This is a genomic window from Kitasatospora atroaurantiaca, from assembly GCF_007828955.1.
Lineage (GTDB): Bacteria > Actinomycetota > Actinomycetes > Streptomycetales > Streptomycetaceae > Kitasatospora > Kitasatospora atroaurantiaca.
This window is the reverse complement of sequence record NZ_VIVR01000001.1, coordinates 302,215-317,517: the sequence shown is the minus strand read 5'-3', so window position 1 is coordinate 317,517 and position 15,303 is coordinate 302,215. Positions and strand designations below refer to the sequence as shown.

At 70.9% G+C, this 15,303-nt stretch carries 15 protein-coding genes; 1 reads left to right on the top strand and 14 read right to left on the bottom strand.

Annotation, left to right across the window (positions count from 1 at the left end):
• Positions 1-8 precede the first annotated feature (8 nt).
• Both FB465_RS01400 and FB465_RS01395 read right to left on the bottom strand, forming a co-directional pair.
• Positions 9-935: a GNAT family N-acetyltransferase gene (locus FB465_RS01400; RefSeq protein WP_246192438.1), complete on the bottom strand. Its 927-nt coding sequence runs from the start codon at positions 933-935 to the stop codon at positions 9-11.
• 128 nt (positions 936-1,063) lie between these two features.
• Complete coding sequence (locus tag FB465_RS01395) at positions 1,064-2,803, bottom strand: putative Ig domain-containing protein (protein WP_145786849.1); 1,740 nt, start codon at positions 2,801-2,803, stop codon at positions 1,064-1,066.
• A 458-nt stretch (positions 2,804-3,261) separates the two neighbouring features.
• On the opposite strand from FB465_RS01395, the gene FB465_RS01390 reads away from it, so the two are divergent.
• Positions 3,262-4,026 (top strand): class I SAM-dependent methyltransferase, encoded by a 765-nt coding sequence (locus FB465_RS01390; RefSeq protein WP_145786847.1) that lies wholly within the window; start codon positions 3,262-3,264, stop codon positions 4,024-4,026.
• Between the two features lie 148 nt (positions 4,027-4,174).
• Here the strand turns inward: FB465_RS01390 and FB465_RS01380 are convergent, their stop codons facing one another.
• From FB465_RS01380 to FB465_RS01325, 12 genes are all read right to left on the bottom strand, one after another.
• Entirely contained in the window at positions 4,175-5,233 is a 1,059-nt protein-coding gene (locus FB465_RS01380) for a DUF1015 family protein (RefSeq protein WP_145786844.1), read from the bottom strand.
• 80 nt (positions 5,234-5,313) lie between these two features.
• The gene (locus FB465_RS01375; RefSeq protein WP_145786842.1) at positions 5,314-5,781 is read right to left on the bottom strand and encodes a CYTH domain-containing protein; all 468 of its coding nucleotides are present in this window, start codon (positions 5,779-5,781) and stop codon (positions 5,314-5,316) included.
• 9 nt (positions 5,782-5,790) lie between these two features.
• The gene (locus tag FB465_RS01370) at positions 5,791-6,657 is read right to left on the bottom strand and encodes a DMT family transporter (RefSeq protein ID WP_145786840.1); all 867 of its coding nucleotides are present in this window, start codon (positions 6,655-6,657) and stop codon (positions 5,791-5,793) included.
• Positions 6,654-7,706, bottom strand: coding sequence for a FomB family phosphonate monophosphate kinase (locus FB465_RS01365; RefSeq protein WP_145786838.1), 1,053 nt, complete (start codon positions 7,704-7,706; stop codon positions 6,654-6,656). Before FB465_RS01365 ends, FB465_RS01370 begins: the two co-directional genes overlap by 4 nt.
• Positions 7,707-7,714: 8 nt before the next feature.
• Positions 7,715-7,987, bottom strand: a complete 273-nt coding sequence (locus FB465_RS01360; protein WP_145786836.1) for a phosphopantetheine-binding protein — start codon at positions 7,985-7,987, stop codon at positions 7,715-7,717.
• A complete protein-coding gene (locus FB465_RS01355; RefSeq protein WP_145786818.1) occupies positions 7,984-8,529 on the bottom strand; it encodes a thiamine pyrophosphate-dependent enzyme in 546 nt (181 codons plus the stop codon). The genes FB465_RS01360 and FB465_RS01355 overlap by 4 nt, the downstream gene beginning before the upstream one ends.
• A gap of 2 nt (positions 8,530-8,531) precedes the next feature.
• Complete coding sequence (locus tag FB465_RS01350) at positions 8,532-9,101, bottom strand: thiamine pyrophosphate-binding protein (RefSeq protein WP_145786816.1); 570 nt, start codon at positions 9,099-9,101, stop codon at positions 8,532-8,534.
• 53 nt (positions 9,102-9,154) lie between these two features.
• Positions 9,155-9,874, bottom strand: coding sequence for a maleylpyruvate isomerase family mycothiol-dependent enzyme (locus tag FB465_RS01345; RefSeq protein ID WP_145786814.1), 720 nt, complete (start codon positions 9,872-9,874; stop codon positions 9,155-9,157).
• On the bottom strand, positions 9,871-12,099 hold the full coding sequence (locus FB465_RS01340; protein WP_246192436.1) for an FAD/NAD(P)-binding protein: 2,229 nt from the start codon (positions 12,097-12,099) through the stop codon (positions 9,871-9,873). Before FB465_RS01340 ends, FB465_RS01345 begins: the two co-directional genes overlap by 4 nt.
• A 14-nt stretch (positions 12,100-12,113) precedes the next feature.
• Positions 12,114-13,283, bottom strand: a complete 1,170-nt coding sequence (locus tag FB465_RS01335; RefSeq protein ID WP_145786812.1) for a 2-aminoethylphosphonate aminotransferase — start codon at positions 13,281-13,283, stop codon at positions 12,114-12,116.
• Positions 13,280-14,143 carry an amino acid kinase family protein gene (locus FB465_RS01330; RefSeq protein WP_145786810.1) on the bottom strand — a complete coding sequence of 288 codons (864 nt, stop codon included), beginning with the start codon at positions 14,141-14,143 and terminating at the stop codon, positions 13,280-13,282. The genes FB465_RS01335 and FB465_RS01330 overlap by 4 nt, the downstream gene beginning before the upstream one ends.
• Positions 14,140-15,297, bottom strand: coding sequence for a nucleotidyltransferase domain-containing protein (locus FB465_RS01325; protein WP_145786808.1), 1,158 nt, complete (start codon positions 15,295-15,297; stop codon positions 14,140-14,142). The genes FB465_RS01330 and FB465_RS01325 overlap by 4 nt, the downstream gene beginning before the upstream one ends.
• Positions 15,298-15,303: the final 6 nt, after the last annotated feature.

The following is a 15,303-nucleotide window of genomic DNA, read 5'->3' as shown; positions in this document are numbered from 1 at the left end:
TCGGCGGGCTACCTGCCGGTGAGCGGCTTGCCGTAGACCGTGGAGCTGCGTCGGACCGTCATGCCCAGCCGCTCGTAGAACGGCAGCGCGCCGGTCTCCGAGTGCGTCCACAGGGTGCAGGTTCGTTGCCCCTGTTGGTGGAAGCTGCGGTACGCGTACTGCAGCAGGGTGCCGGCGATCCCCCGGTTGCGGTGGTCGTGCCGGACTGCGACCCGCTCGATGTACCCCTCATCGGTGCCCGGGGTTCTCACCGACAGCACAGCGCCGACCATGTGGTCGCCGGCGAATGCCGCCGGCGACGCCGCTGGTGCAAAGGTGGCGCGCTCGACGGTGTGCCGGGCCCACTCGTCATAGGACTTCCGGCGCTTCTGCCACTCGTCGAAGGCGTCCTCGGTGAGCCGGTAAGCCGCTCGTTCATCCCCGGGCCGGAACGGCCGCACCGTGATGCCGGCCGGCGGCTCGGGCACTGTCGGTTCGGTGGGCATCGCGATCGCCAGCAACCACTGGGTGACGAACGGGCCGTACCCGTGAGACCGCAACAGGTCGATGGCCGCGCGGTCCTCGTCCGATACCGTCTGCGCGAGCCGTTCGCTGCCCGACTGGCAGGCCCGCAGTTCTGCCCAGTCGAGCAGCCAGCGGCCCAGGCCTCGCCCGCGGTGCCCGGGGTGGACGTCGATCTCTGCCCGCCGACCGCCCTTCACCCAGGCTCTGGCGACCAGTTCCCCGGCCGAGTCGTGCACAAGCAGGGTGTCGACCGCCAGGTCCAGGCCGGGCATTGCGAGGTCGGCGACGATCGCCCCGGGATCGGTGTCGACGCGGCCGTGCAGCTCACGCTCGCACGCGGCGACCAGACGGTGGATCTCCTGGGCATCGACGGTCGTCGCCGAGCGGTTCCGATAGCCGGCCGGCAACTGCTGTGGCGCAAGGTTAGGCACGTGGTGAACCCTGCACCATCGGTACTCGATCTGTCGCCCGATTACCTGGCCACGGCCTTCCGGTGCGTGATCGTCTCGGCTGCGCCGCACGGCTGCCCCCGCCTCGGTGGGGGCAGCCGTGGTGCGGGTCAGCTCACGTTGACGGCGGTGTCGTCCAGGACGAACGAGGTCTGCTTGGTGTAGTCCTCGGCGCCGGTGAACTTCAGGGTGATGGTCTGCCCGGCGTAGGCGGACAGGTTGAAGCTGCGCTGGACGTAGCCGGCGGCTGCGTTGGTGTTGGAGTAGGTGGCCAGGGTGGACAGCACGGTGCCGGAGCTGTTGAGGACCTGGGCCTTGAGGGTGTCGTACGAGGTCGTGCCGGTCTCGGCGGTGTCGATGTGCAGCCAGAAGCTGAGCGTGTAGGTGCTGCAGCCGGCCGGCAGGGTCACCGTCTGGGCGAGGGTGTCGGTGGTGGTGCTGCCGTAGCCGTCCAGCCAGGCGTCGTAGCTTCCGGTGCGGGCGGGTTCGCCGGTGCTGCTGTTGATGGTGCTGCTGCCGCCGGAGTTGGTCTCGGTCCAGGGCGCGGCCGAGCCGGTCTCGAAGCCGGGGTTGCCGAGCAGCTGGGCGGGCGTGCAGCCGCCACCCGAGGCGCTGATGGTCCAGGTGAAGGTGGCGGAGGCGGACGGGCCGGTGGAGTCGGTGGCCGTGGCCGTGACGGTGTACGTGCCGGCGGCGGTCGGGGTGCCGCTGATCAGGCCGGTCGAGGAGTTGACGGACAGGCCGGTGGGCAGGCCGCTCGCGCTGTAGCTGAGGGTGCCGCCGGCGGTGTCGGTGGCCGAGAGCTGGAGGGAGGAGGCGGTGCCGACCGTGCCGGTCCGCGCGCCGGGGTTGAGGCTGACGCTGCCGGTGCTGCTGCCACTGCCCGAGGCGAGCCAGGCGGTGGCGTTGAGGGCGAGGGCGGCGTTGGTGCCGGCCGGGTCGTCCCAGCCGTTGAAGAGGGTGTTGCCGGACTGTCCGGTGCCGTCGTCGGCGGGGGAGCTGTCGCCCCAGATGGCGACCCGGCCGCTGCCGAAGGTGCTGGTGACGAAGAAGGCGCCGGTGTTGCCGCTGTATCCGGTGCGGTACACCAGGCCCTTGACGGAGGGGTTGTCGGCGGGCTTCAGGGTGAAGGTGGTGCCGTTGCGCAGGATGGACCCGGTGACGGTGCCGAAGGAGCCGTGCAGGACGGGGTCGCTCGCATCGCTGATGGCCCGCGGGTTGTCGGTCGTGATGTTGAGCAGGTCGACCGAGAAGCCGAAGGGGTCGCTGTCGTCGACCCCGTTGCTGGTCAGCAGGTCGTTGATGATGGCGGGGGAGTCCCAGCCGTCGTTGTTGCGGTCGCTCTGGGTGTGGTCGGAGATCAGGAAGAGCCCGCCGCCGTTCTGCACGAAGGTCATCACAGCCGTCTTCTCCGCCGCGCTGAGCCGGATGTTCGGCTCGGGGAGGACGAAGGTGTCGAAGTTGGCGAGGTCGAGCGCGCCGCCGGTGCCGTAGGTGATGGTGGAGCCGGAGGGGAGCGTCTTGAGGCTGTAGGAGCCGGTCTTCTGCAGGGCCACGCCCCAGGCGGAGATCGCGCCGGTCCAGCTGGTCTCGGTGGTGGGGTTGGCGTTCTGGCCGAGCGGGTCGGGGATGCTGGTGCTGATGATCCAGTCGGCGTTGCCGGCCGTCTCGGCCTTGCTGTTGTCGAACAGCACGCGGTGCTGGACGGCGGCCGTCGCGGCCGGGGCGGCTTTGACGGCCGGGGTGACGGCGGCGGCCGCGTGGTGCGGCGCGACGGCCGGCCAGGCGAGTGCCACCAGGGCTGCGGCGGCCAGTGCCACCGGGCGGAAACCTCTGGTCCTGCTGATCATGCGTCAGACTCCTCGTGCCGTGGGGTAACAGAGGGCGGTGCTACGCGCGTAGGCGCACTGCCGAGAGGCAGCATGGGGGGCGCCGACGTCATGTCCCCTCATGTTCGGGCAACGGGCGCTTGAACGGAACACGTCTACTCGTAGTCGCAGAGTTCCGGGCCCAGTTCCGCCAGCGGATACCGGAACTGACCGTGTGTCACCCGGGGGTTCTACGGGCGCTCGGCGAACTCCGCGAACACTCGACGCGCCGGAGCAGTGGCCTGCCGACGTGGACGAGGACACGACGAGATGGGCTCAGGTGTGCGGGGGCAGGACCTCGATGGACACCCACGGGCTGGGCTGGAGGCCCTACTTCCATGCCCGCCCCAGCGGGAGATCACCCGCGCTCGCTCACCATGCTCGGTACGACAACAGAAGGCCCGACCGCCGTCTGTCCCGGTCGTGCCAGGATGCTTGGCATGTCTGCTCGTGCACTGAGCTTCGGCGCGATCGCGGAAGCCTACGAACGGTTCCGGCCGGGGTATCCCAAAGAGCTCTTCGACCTGGTGATGACGTATGCGGGCCGGCCGGTTCGGACTGCCCTGGAGATTGGTGCAGGGACAGGTAAGGCAACCCGTCTGTTCGCCGAGCACGGGGTCGCGGTCACGGCGACGGAGCCCGACGCAGCGATGCTCACCGAGCTGCGCAGGATGGTGCCCGCAAACGTGAGGACCGTCCGGGCCGCGTTCGAGGACCTGCGGCCGGGTGAAACGTACGGGTTGGTCTATGCGGCAGCGGCCCTGCACTGGACACGCCCGGAGGGCCGGTGGTCACGTGTGGCCGCGCTACTGGAACCAGAGGGTGTGTTTGCCTCATTCGGTGGCCCGGTTCAGCTGGCCGACCCGGCTGTTGAGGAATCTGTGCGTGCGGCACGGGCGCCGTTCCTGGAGAGCGATGAGTTTCCGTCTCCCGACGGGACCGCTCCGGATGAGGAGATGCAGTGGCCGGGCACGGAGCTGCAGCGGTCTCAGTTGTTCTCCGACGTTCAGCAGGCCGTCGTCAAGCGGCGCTTGACCGTGAGCGCTCCTCACTACATTGGTCACCTGTCGACCGTGTCGGCGTATCTCCAACTGCCGCACTCGAGGCGGCAGCAGGCGTACGACGCGATCGCGCAGGTCCTGCCCGAGACGGTCGAGATCGCCGCCGATATCACAGTCCATCTCGCGCGTCGGCGATCCGAGTAGTAGTGACATTCCTCTGGCTGTGCCCGGCTGACCACTCAACACCTGACCTGCTGCTGAGGATCCTGAACGGGATGACGCGAAAGCTGCGGACCGGCTCCGCCCGGCGCGACGTACCGGACCGCTGCAGCTCCGGCTCCTGGCGGACTCCTTACACCCGCTTCCGCAGGTGGGCATCGAAGAGATAGGACAACTGCCCGGGCAGGGGTTTGGGACCGAAGGATGTGGCCTTGGCCGGCATACGGATTCCGGCCAGAGCCAGCCGGTGGACCAGTCCCTCAGCAGGAGCAGCCAGCGCGATGAGTGTGCCGCGGCCCACCTCCGGTAGAGCGCCGTCCGGCTCACCGTGCACGTAGTTCACCGCCGCGGCTTCACGATCCCCCATCGAACCCAGGATCAGCCGGTCCACCAGGGCACTGTCGATCGTCCGCCATTCCGTCGGGCAGCCGTCCCACGCCGCATCCACTGCCTGCGGTCGGACAGCACTCAGCGACCAACAGCCTTCGGCGCCGCGAACCACCAACGTGCCCGCGCTCGGCAGGAACCGATCGTCCACCTCGTGAACAGCGAAGATCTGCCGGGCACGGTCGATGACCCGCCGGGGGTCGAGCATCGGCAGCCACCGGTGGATCGCACGGAGCGTCAGGGGCCGCACCGCGCTGTCGACCACCAGCCCGAGAACCCGGTCCCACGGACCCGGCAGCCCCTCGTACTCGAGTTGGAGGGCCAGCGCGGCCGCATAGCGATGATGCCCGTCGGCGATCAGCGCAGGCCGACTCCCTACCTGCCCGGTGATCCACTCCTGCGCGGCAGGATCCGGCACCGGCCAGTAGCAGTGACGCACGCCGTCCGCAGCGAGCACCGACCAGGCGGGCTCTCCGCAAGCCACGGCTGCCAATGCCGCATCGAGGCTCCCCACGCCCTGCTGCGCGAGCAGCACGGGCTCGTTCCAGCCGCCGTTTCGACCGGCCAGCGATCGCTGCCGCTGGACACCAACGGCGTGAACCTCCTCGTGCGGCAGCACCCTTCGCTCTGCGAACCCGGACAGCTCGACCGCCCCGATGACGCCCCGCTGGAGCAGGACACCGCCACGGCGCTGTTCCAGCACGAACAGCGCCGGCGGTCGGCCCGCCCGACGAAACGGGTGCAGCACCGGACCGGATGCGGACACACCGTCCGACGGACGCAAACGGTCGAGCGAAACTCTCACATCCCCTCCTCGGGAGAACGGCGGCCGCGATCAGGTTCCAACCCGGATCACCCGGTGGGCCCGGCGCTGCCGTGGGCCGATCACCAGGAGGTGTACGGGGTACGGGTGAGGGAGGCGTTGGAGTAGCGGGGATCGGCGCTGACGTCGGGGCCGATCCAGGACGGAGTGGGGGGCTCGGCCTGTCCCTCGTCCCACTCGACCTCGGCGACGAGCAGTCCGGCGTTGGCGCCGGTGTACTCGTCGACGATCCAGCGGCCCGGGGTGCGGCCGAGGTGGTGGCGGTGCTTGTGCAGCGGAGCGCCGAGGCAGAGGGCGAGCAGTTCGCGGGCGTCCGCGGCAGGGATGGGGTACTCGAACTCCAGGCGGGCCGGGCCGACCCGGCGGCCCTTCACGGTGAGGAAGGCGGCGCCGTCGCCGACCAGACGGACCCTCACCTCCCGCTCGCGGTCCATCGAGAGGTACCCCTGGGTGATGCTCTCGCCGGACACCACCTCGGCCCGCCATCCGTCGCCGGACAGCAGGTACTTCTTCTCGATCTCCACAGCCATGTCTCTCTCCTACTGCCAGAGAATCAGTGCGATACCGGCGAGCATCACACCGGCGGCAGCCATACGTGCTCCGCCGAACCGTTCCTTGAAGAAGACCGCCCCGATGCCTGCACCGACGATGATGCTGGACTCGCGCAGGACGGCGACGGGCGCGAGCGGGGCGTGCGCCTGGGCCCAGAGCACGAGACCGTAGGACAGCACCGACATGACGCCGCCGAGCAGGCCGCGGGCGGTGACCGGCCGCAGCCGCTCGGCGAGCCCGCGCCCGTGCGTGAGAACGGCGTAGAGCGGGACGGCGGCGCCGTCCAGGACCATCAGCCAGGCGATGTAGCCGAGCACCGCCGCCGAGGAACGGACCCCGAGGCCGTCGACCACCGTGTACGCCGCGATGGCCAGGCCGGTGGCAACGGCGGCGGCCACGGCGGGGGCCACTCCCGGCCCGGCACCCGCCCCGGGGCCTCGACGGGAGCGCAGGCCCCACAACGCCAGACCCACCAGGCCGACCGAGGCCACCGCGACGCCGAACGCACTCGACCCGTGCAGCCGCTCGCCGACGAACACCGCGGCGACCAGGGTGACCACCAGCGGAGCCGTACCCCGGGCGATCGGGTAGACCTGCCCGAAGTCGCCCAGCCGGAAGGAGCGCATCAGCAGGATCTGATACCCGACGTGCAGCCCGACCGACAGCAGCAGGTAGGGCCAGGCCGCGGCGGCCGGGACCGGTGCGAGGCAGGCGAGGCCCAGCCCGCACGCGGTCCGGCCGACACCGACCAGGCAGAGCCCGGCCAGCTCGTCCTTGAGGCTGTGCGCCACGGCGTTCCAACTGGCGTGCGTGACGGCGGCGACGAGCACCACCGCCACAACGACCGGCGTCACCTGGCCGCGGCCCGCGACCCGGACGCGACGGCGGCCGGAGCCGCGTCGGCACCGCCCAGCTCGGCGAGCACCGCTGCCCGCGCGGCCGGATCGAGCATGTCGACATTGGACCGGAAGCACCGTGCGCCGCCGACGAGTTCGGCAAGCTGGTCCTTCATGGTGCCCAGCACACCGGTGAACCGCTCGACGTCGCCACCGCAGTGCGTCATCAGGTCGTCCTTCAGCCCGTAGGTGGTCACGGCGAAGGCGAACTGGTCGAGGAAGAGCTCGGACCTGGCGGCCGTGATCTCCTCGAACCCGGGCCGTCCGGACGGGTTGTAGTCGGTGATGACGATGTTGCGGATCGGCGCGGAGTCGACCGGCCCGCTCGTGAACAGCAGCTCGGGCGGGGCCACGAAGTCCCCGGCCTCCAGGTGGGCGGTGAGCCCGTGCCGGTCGATCAGCGCCCCGAACGAGGCGTCCCGCCGGACCCGCACGGCCGACGGGACACCGTGGGCGAACCCGTCCCGCACCAGCAGATGGGTGTTGGACAGGAAGCGAGCGCCGTCCAGGCAGGCCTGGGTGAGGAACACCGTCTTTCCGCCCGCGTTGGGGCCGATCAGCAGTGTCGCCCCGCCGTCGCCGAGAACGAATGCGGCGGCCTTCAGGTGCAGGTAGCCGTGATCGACGGCGAAGTCGGTGAGGATCCGCTTCACGAAGTACGGCCAGACCGTGCGCTCCAGGCGCCGGCCGAAGACGTACGACCTCCGGCCGTCGGTGATCAGGTGGGCCGGATCGCCGAAGACGTGGTTGAGGTAGTAGCCCGCCCGGAACCGCTTGGCGCGCAGCGAGCGATCCGCGAGCCGGGCCAGCTCCTCGACGTCGTAGCCGTCCCGGTCCAGGTCGATGCAGTAGATCTCGTAGTCGGGCTCCGCGCTGTCGGGCGCCTCGCGGGAGAAGTAGGAGTAGGCCGGGAACTCCTCCAGGTTGGTGGCGATCCGCACCTTCAGCAGGTTGAGGTCGACCGTCCGTGACGAACGCAGCGGAAGCCGGTTGAGGTCCAAGGGCATGGCAGCTCCTACTGGTCGACGGTGGATCCGACGAGGCTGCGGATCGCCTCGGAGATGCTCCGTACGGTGGAGAAGGTCTTCCGGTCGAGCATCGAGTCGGGGAACTCGACCCCGAACTCGTCCTCCAGACCGACCATCAGCGAGACACTGCCGAGCGAGTCCAGGCCGACGGACCACAGGTCGGTGTCGGGCCCCGGTGTGTCCTCGCCCGGAGCAGCGCGCAGCGCAGCGGCCACGATCCGCAGGACCCGCTCCTCGACCGCCTCGTTGTCGATGCTCATGCCGCCGCCCGCTCGTTGAAACGGGCCACGATCTGCTGCGGGGTCCACTCGACCCGCTTGCCGGCATGTGCGCCGCGCGGCGCGCAGCGCACATGCACCAGGGTCGGGCCGTCCGCCGGCACGACGTCCCGGAGGTCCTCGGCGGAGTCGACGGTGTACGCGGCCGCGTAGCCCGCCGCCAGGGCGAGGCCGGCCGGATCGCCGATCCGGACCGGGCGCTGGCCACCGGTGCTCTCGTGCACACCGTTGTCCAGGACCATGTGGACCAGGTTCGGGCTGTGCTCGGCGATCATCGGCAGCACGCTGAGGTTCATGGCGAAGGAGCCGTCGCCGTCGAGGACGACGACCTGCTTCTCCGGCTGCGCCAGCGCGACGCCGAGGCCGACCGGGGCGGCCATGCCCATCGAGCCGACGAGGTAGAAGTTCTCCGGCCGGTCGGCGGTGTTGTAGAGGTCGCGGGTGATGAACCCGCAGGTCGAGACGTAGAGCGAGGAAGGGAACTTCCGCGCGGTCTCGACGATGGCTTCCTGGATCCCCAGCATCCCTAGACTCCCTGCTTCACGATCAGAACGGGGGTGCCCCGCCGCCCATCAGACGGGCCGCCCTCGCCCTTGGCGAGGCAGCGCTCCACCGACGCGTACGGGTCGGCCGGGTCGAAGAGCGTCCAGCGCAGGTCGAAGACGTCCAGCAGGTTGGTCAGCTCGCGACCGATGATGTCGTGCTCGACGGCGTCGTTCCCGTCGTGGCCCCGCCAGCTGACGACCAGCGGGACATGGACGTCGTAGATCAGGTTGAGCGAGGTGAGGACGTTCAGCGAATAGCCGAGCCCGGAGTTCTGCATCAGCACCACGGGCTTGGCGCCGGAGACCGCGAGCCCGGTGGCGACGCCGATCGCGGAGTCCTCGCGCGGGGCGGAGAGGTAGCGAAGGCCCTCGGTGAGCTCGGTCGCGGGGCCTTCGAGCACCTTGAACACACCCTTCAGCAGCGAGCAGGGCACGCCGGTGAAGTGGGTGTGGCCGTGGTCGGCGAAGGCTCGGACGAGCTCCTCCGCCGGGCTGGGCCGGTGGGCATCCGGCCCGGCCGGGTGGCCGGCCTGGAGTATTGCGGTGGTCATGTCGTTGCATCTTCCTGCGGAACGGACGGGGCCCGGGGCCCCGGCGGAGTGGCCTACGGCCAGGCGTTGAGCTCGGGCAGCGGGTTCCCGCCGTCGGTGACGGGCGTGGCCGTGGTCGGGCGGCCGGAGATCCAGGCGGCCAGCGCGCGCTGTCCGCCGCGGACGACCACATCGGCCCGGGTGGTGTCACCCCACGTCAGGCCGGTGTCCTCGGCGGCCAGGGCGACGGCCGGGCTCTGCGGCAGGCGCGCGGTGAGGAAGTCGACGACGTGGGCGGAGAGCGCGAGGCTCCAGTCCTCCGAGCGACGGCCGACACCCAGGTCGACACCGTGCAGCTCGGTCTCCCGCCACCAGGCGAGCTGGGTCGCCAGCAGCGGCGAGTCGCGGTACGCGCAGGGCAGGTCCCAGCCGTCCGGGCCGAGCGCGGCCCAGGCCTCCTCCAGGGCGGTGAGGCCCTCCTCCAGCTGCGCCCGCAGCCACTCGACCGGGCGGCCGTGGTTGGCCTCGATCGACTTGTCACGGGTCGGCCGGCCGCCGTCGTACACCTCGATGGTCTCGCCGCGGACGGCGTAGCGGGCCTGCCGGGCGAACGCCTTGGAGAGGTCGGCGAGGTGGATCAGGATGTGGCCCCTGGTCCAGCCGGGCAGGTCGATCGCCTCGCGGGCCTGCTCCTCGGTGAGGTCCGCGGCGGCGGCCCGGAGCCGGGCGTGGGCCGCGGTGATCTCCGCGAGCCGCTCGGCGATGCCGATCTCTCCGTGGGTGTCGGTGCTCATGCGTGCTTCCCTTCGTTCTGGTGGTGCCGGCCGGCGGTGTCGCCGTGCGGCATGAAAGCGTTGATCCACTTGAGAATGTCACGGATCACGTGGTGGTCCTTGTTCGGCCGCAGGGCGCCGATCTGGTGGTACATCACGCCCTCGCTCGGCGGGCCGAGGAAGGTGATCCGGGGCTCGACCGAGCCGTCCGCCCGGACCGGGTGGAACTCCGGCGTGAGATCGAGGCCGCCGGGGACGAAGTCGGGCTCGTCCAGGCCCGGGTTGGTCCACTTGCGGACGATCCCGCGACCGAGCAGGTTCGGGTAGATCGGCATGACGTCGCGCTCGGCGTCGAAGCGGTGGACGCGGGCGTCGACGAGCGAGTCCACCAGTCGGGTGGCGCCGGTCAGCGGGCCGCTGATGCGGAACTTGCCGGCGTTCTCGTCGCACTCGATCCGGGCCTCGGGGCCGGCCGAGATGTCCACGTGGCCGGCCTGGATCAGCGCGGTGATCTTCTCCATCGCCTCGCACGAGGCGCCCTGGCAGAGCCGGTTGTGGTGGCCGGTGTAGACGTCGAGGAAGTCCCGGTGCGAGGAGGCGAGCAGCCCGCCGAAGTCGACCGCCTCGATCACCACACCGCGCAGGTCGCGCCAGGCGGCGTCGGCGGCGGCCTTCGCCGGGTTACTGAGGTTGCCCTGGGCAGCCCAGCGGATGTCGGTGTCCAGGAAGTCCAGGAAGACCTCGCGGTACTCCTCCGGGGTGCGGTAGGAGTCGCGCGGGATCGGGCTGATGGTCTCGGCCCAGGAGAAGCGGTGCCGGGCGGCCGAGGCGGCGTGCCGCCAGGGCGAGCGCGCGGTGGCCACGGCGCTGGCGAACTCGTGCGGACGGTGGGCCAGTTCGAGCAGCCGGCCGGCCTCCTCGGCGCCGTGGACCACGGTCAGGAAGGAGGTGGTCGCGGCGCGGACCGGCAGCCCGGCGCCGGCCGAGCCGTCGAGCGGAGCGGCGCCGGAGATCACCCAGTCGACGGCGGCAGCGGTCTCCAGCGACAGTGCGTCGATCGGACCGGTCAGCAGTTCGCAGGCCTCGCGGTGGTCGGGGAAGGCCTCGGCATCGGCGAGGAACTTCTCGTACGCCGGCCGGGCCGCGGCGATCGCCAGCTCGCGGAACTCCGGTCCGTAGAGCGTGCTGTAGTAGATGAGCGCCATCTCCAGCACGATCAGCGGGAAGAGATGCTTCTCGAAGTCGAGCTGGAGCTGCTCGACGCCGCTGATCAGGTTGCGGCGGCCCACCGTACGGCGCAGCTCGGCCACTGCTGCGGTGGTCAGGAAGGCGCCCTTGTACTCCAGGGCCGCGATGTCCCGTTCCTTCTCGTTGTACGGACGCGCGAAGGTGAACAGGCCGTTGCGGCTGAAGACCACGATCGAGTCGGGCTCGGCACCGCTCGGACGGTACCCGAGGGTGCCGTCCGCGTCACGCTCGAACACGCCGCCGCGGCCCTCGGTGAGGTAGAGCACCACGTCGATGCCGGTCAGACCCATGCCGAGGCAGCCGACGGAGGAGCCGGGGCCGGTGCGGTCCGGGGTGAGCGACTGCTCCAGCGGGTAGGCGGAGGGGATCAGCCGGGCCTGCGACCTCTCGGCGAACCGGGCCCAGGCGACCTGCAGCGGGTCGGTCTCCGGCTTGTTCGACGAGTGGCCGGTGAGCATCAGCACATAGTCGGCCTCGAACGGCGGCTCCTGGTCGGTGGTGAGCACCGCGAAGCGGTCGCCGCGCTCCTCGAGGTCGCAGACCTCCGCCTGGCGGAGGGTGACGGTGATGCCCTCGGCGGCGCGCAGCATGGCGACGTAACGCTCGAACTGGTCCTGCAGCGCCAGGCCGTGCACATAGCGCTTGGGCCAGTCCTCCGCGACCATGTCGAAGACCGGATCACCGGTCTCCTCGAACTTGGTGCGGCACCACTCGAGCAGGGTCGGCCGGTCGCCCTCGGCGAGCAGCGGACCGGCATCGACCACGCTCTCGTCGGCGGCGAACGCGACCTGGCCGACGATGCGGTTGAGGTAGCTGGTGGTGGTCTGGCGGGGGCTGTGGACCTGGCCCGAGCCGTACTCGCCGGAGAGGTCGTAGATGACGATGTCGAGGGGGACGGCGGCGTCCTGCTCCCGGGTCAGGGCGGCCAGCCGCTCCAGGACGTAGGTGCAGGTCGGGCCGCCGCCGACGATAGCCAGCTGGATCGGTTCCATGGTCATGGGCCTTTCGGTAGTCACCGGCTCACCGCCGCAGCTTCGGCCGGGACGGGGGAGGACGGGGAAGCCGCTGCGGTGTGCTGCCGGACGACGTCGTCGAACGCGGCGAAGAAGCCGGTGATGTCGTCCGCGGTGAGCTGGCCCATGTTGGCCAGCCGGAACACTCCGGCGGACTTCTCCTGGGTGGCGTAGATGACGTAGCCGTGCAGCTTGAGCCCGTCGTGCAACTCGTCGTACGTCATGCCGTTGGAGAGGTAGGCGTTGGTGATGGAGCTCGCGCGCTGGTGGGGCGGGAGCAGCAGGTCGATGCCGCGCTCCCGAAGACCGGCGCGGATGGCCTCGGCGCGGTCGGTGTAGCGCCGCTTCCGGGCGGCCACCCCCTCGGCCATGGTCAGGTCGAGCGCCTCGTCGAGGGCGCGCAGCACCTGAAGGGCCGGTGTGAACTGCGGGGTGCGCTTGCCGATCTGCGAGACGTAGTGGGCGTGCAGGTCGAGGTAGAAGGTCCGGCCCGGGATGTCGGCAAGCCGGTCGAAACGCTGCCGGGAGGCGACCACGAAGCTGATCCCGGGCAGGCCCTCCAGGCACTTGTTGGCCGTACCGACGCACCAGTCGACGTGGTCGGCGACGATGTCCAGGTCCTCGGCGCCCAGGCTGCTGATGGCGTCGACCAGCAGCGAGCGGCCGTGCCGGGCCACCAGCCGGCCGATCTCGCCGACCGGGTTGAGCATGCCGGTGCTGGTCTCGTGGTGGACGGCGGCGACATGGGTGATGCCGGGGTCGGCCGCCAGGGCGCGGTCCACGGCGTCCAGGTCGATCGGGTTGGCCCAGCCGAACTCCAGTCGCAGGACCGGGATCCGGTGCACTTCGGCGATCCTCATCAGCCGCTCGCCGTAGTGGCCGTTGTCCAGCACCAGCAGCCGGCCGTCGGCGGGGACCACGGAGGAGACCACGGCCTCCAGCGCTGCGGTGCCCGAGCCGGTGAGCAGCACGGCGGCATGGGTGTCGTCACCGCCGCAGACCTCGGTGACCTTGCGGCCGACGGTGGCCAGCAGGTCCTGCGCCTCGGGCTCGCGGTGGCACTCGTCGGGCGAGCCGATCGCGGCCTTGACGCGCTCGTGCACGTTCACCGGCCCCGGGTTGAGCAGGACGACGCGGTCGGCCGCCGTCCGGGCGGTGTTCAGGGTCATGACGGGCTCCATGGACGGGAGATCAGCGTGAAAGGGGTGTCGGCGGGCCACTCGGCCATCGGCGCGAACAGGTGTCGCAGGCTCCCGGCGGCGCGGTCGCCCCGGGCGATGACGCACTCGGCCCCGCGGCGGGCGTGCTCGGCGAGCGCCTCGACCTTGCCGGCCATCGCCCCGGTGGCGTCCCATGCGTCGGTGGGCCAGAACAGCCGCTCGGCGACCGCGAGGTCGTCCGGATCGAGGTGGCGCAGGACGGGGGAGCCGGGGCCGCCGGTGAGGATGCCCGGCACGTCGGTCAGCGTGACGATCCGGACCGGGCCGAACTCCTCGGCCACCATCAGCGCCGGGACCTCGTCGCTGCTGAGAATCCGCAGCGTCCCTACCGAGGTGACCACGCAGTCGCTCGACAGGACGGGCAGGGCGCCCTCGGCCAGCAGTCGGCGCACCACCCCGGTCTCGGTGATCGTGCTGCCGTCCGCGCGCTCGCCGAACATCGCGGTCACCTGCAGCGGCACCGCCCGGACACCCCGCTCGCGCAGCCGCGCCGTCCAGGCCCACCGCATGGTGAACGCGGGTTCGGTCAGCGCGACCGCCGCGTACGGGTCCTGCCGGTCGGCCTTGATCCGCAGCCCGACCGGGTGGCAGAGCGCACCGCCGCCGGTGACCAGCACGACCCGGCCCGGGTACTCGGCGATCAGGTCGGCGACCTGGCCGGCGAACGCGCCGATCGCGTCGAAGTCGGTCTCCCCGGTGTCCTGCTTGTCGGACAGCACGCTGCCGCCGATCTTGAGGACCAGCAGCCGGGGCTCACCCGGGCGGGTCGGGGCGGCCGGGCCGGCCGGCACGGTGACGGTCGGGCTCATCGCAGCGGCACGTTCGAGACGGTGCCGGCGGTGTGCCGGCCGGAGTTGAACAGCCGGGCCAGGAAGGGCTCCTGCCACCGGGCGGTCTGGCCGTCGAGCGAGCCGTACTGCTCCAGGTAGTCGGTGTCCTCGGGCCGCAGCGCGTCCAGCACCAGAGCCGGGATCGCCTCGGGGAACAGCTGGGCGGTGAAGTACAGCGCGTAGTACGCGATCGGCTCGGCGCCGAAGCTGCGGACCCGGTCCAGGAAGCGCTCCCAGTCCTCGGCGCGGTACGCCTCGGCGACCAGGCTGAGGTCGAGGAACTTGCTCAGCTGGAGGTCCTGCCGGTCCTCGATGAAGTGCAGGCTGGTCGCTTCCTTGTGCAGGTGCGAGCAGAGGTCGAGCAGCCGGTCGTCGGCGGCCGGCACGGTGGCGGCGGTGCCGCAGAGCACGGCCGGGACGGCGCGGTCGAGCAGCTCGGCGGCCCCGGCCGACACGCCGGACTTCTTCTGGAAGATGTCGTGGCAGATGTCCACGTTGAAGTCGGAGACGTCCGGTCGGCTGGCCGTCTTGCGGTACGGCAGCTGGTTGCTGAGGTTGATCCGCCAGAACATCTGGGTCTCCCGGCTGTACGGCTCGATCCGCTCGCCGTCCTCCGCGAGGCGGCCCTGGGTGTAGCCGAGCTTGGTGAGCACCTTGTCCGCGGCCGGGGCGTCGGCCCGGTCGACCAGGACGTCGAGGTCGGCGATCCGGCGCAGCGCCGGGTCGTGGTACTCGCCCTCGCCGAGCGAGAAGCCCTTGCGGACGGCGAAGCGGACGCCTGCGGCGTTGAGCTCGTCGAAGACCCGGCCGAACTCGTCGGCCAGCGCCAGGTTCCGGGCCCGGTTGCCGAGGTAGGCGGTGGTGAAGACCCAGGGGTACGGGAAGCCCGCGGAGTCCCCGCTCTTGCGGTCGAGCCGGTACCGATCGACGTGCCGGCCGATCATCGGCAGCATCTTGTGCCGGGCGGCGGCCTCCAGGAAGGCGCCCCAGTCCAGGTCGGGCCGGTTGGCGAGAGCACGCACCTCGGCGACCTGCTCGGCGGAGAGCCGGAGTCGGGCCAGCTCGAGCAGCAGCCGGTAGTGCGCGGGGAGATCCTGGACGGTCATTGCGTCAGCGGTGTTCTCGGATGCCATTCTTCA

Excerpts from the sequence above, each read along its gene's own strand:
- FB465_RS01340 (WP_246192436.1), bottom strand. The coding sequence starts at position 12,099 with ATGACCATGGAACCGATCCAGCTGGCTATCGTCGGCGGCGGCCCGACC.
- FB465_RS01375 (WP_145786842.1), bottom strand. The coding sequence starts at position 5,781 with ATGGCTGTGGAGATCGAGAAGAAGTACCTGCTGTCCGGCGACGGATGG.
- FB465_RS01365 (WP_145786838.1), bottom strand. The coding sequence starts at position 7,706 with ATGCCCTTGGACCTCAACCGGCTTCCGCTGCGTTCGTCACGGACGGTC.
- FB465_RS01345 (WP_145786814.1), bottom strand. The coding sequence starts at position 9,874 with ATGAGCACCGACACCCACGGAGAGATCGGCATCGCCGAGCGGCTCGCG.
- FB465_RS01360 (WP_145786836.1), bottom strand. The coding sequence starts at position 7,987 with ATGAGCATCGACAACGAGGCGGTCGAGGAGCGGGTCCTGCGGATCGTG.
- FB465_RS01395 (WP_145786849.1), bottom strand. The coding sequence starts at position 2,803 with ATGATCAGCAGGACCAGAGGTTTCCGCCCGGTGGCACTGGCCGCCGCA.
- FB465_RS01355 (WP_145786818.1), bottom strand. The coding sequence starts at position 8,529 with ATGCTGGGGATCCAGGAAGCCATCGTCGAGACCGCGCGGAAGTTCCCT.
- FB465_RS01330 (WP_145786810.1), bottom strand. The coding sequence starts at position 14,143 with ATGAGCCCGACCGTCACCGTGCCGGCCGGCCCGGCCGCCCCGACCCGC.
- FB465_RS01325 (WP_145786808.1), bottom strand. The coding sequence starts at position 15,297 with ATGGCATCCGAGAACACCGCTGACGCAATGACCGTCCAGGATCTCCCC.
- FB465_RS01335 (WP_145786812.1), bottom strand. The coding sequence starts at position 13,283 with ATGACCCTGAACACCGCCCGGACGGCGGCCGACCGCGTCGTCCTGCTC.
- FB465_RS01390 (WP_145786847.1), top strand. The coding sequence starts at position 3,262 with ATGTCTGCTCGTGCACTGAGCTTCGGCGCGATCGCGGAAGCCTACGAA.
- FB465_RS01350 (WP_145786816.1), bottom strand. The coding sequence starts at position 9,101 with ATGACCACCGCAATACTCCAGGCCGGCCACCCGGCCGGGCCGGATGCC.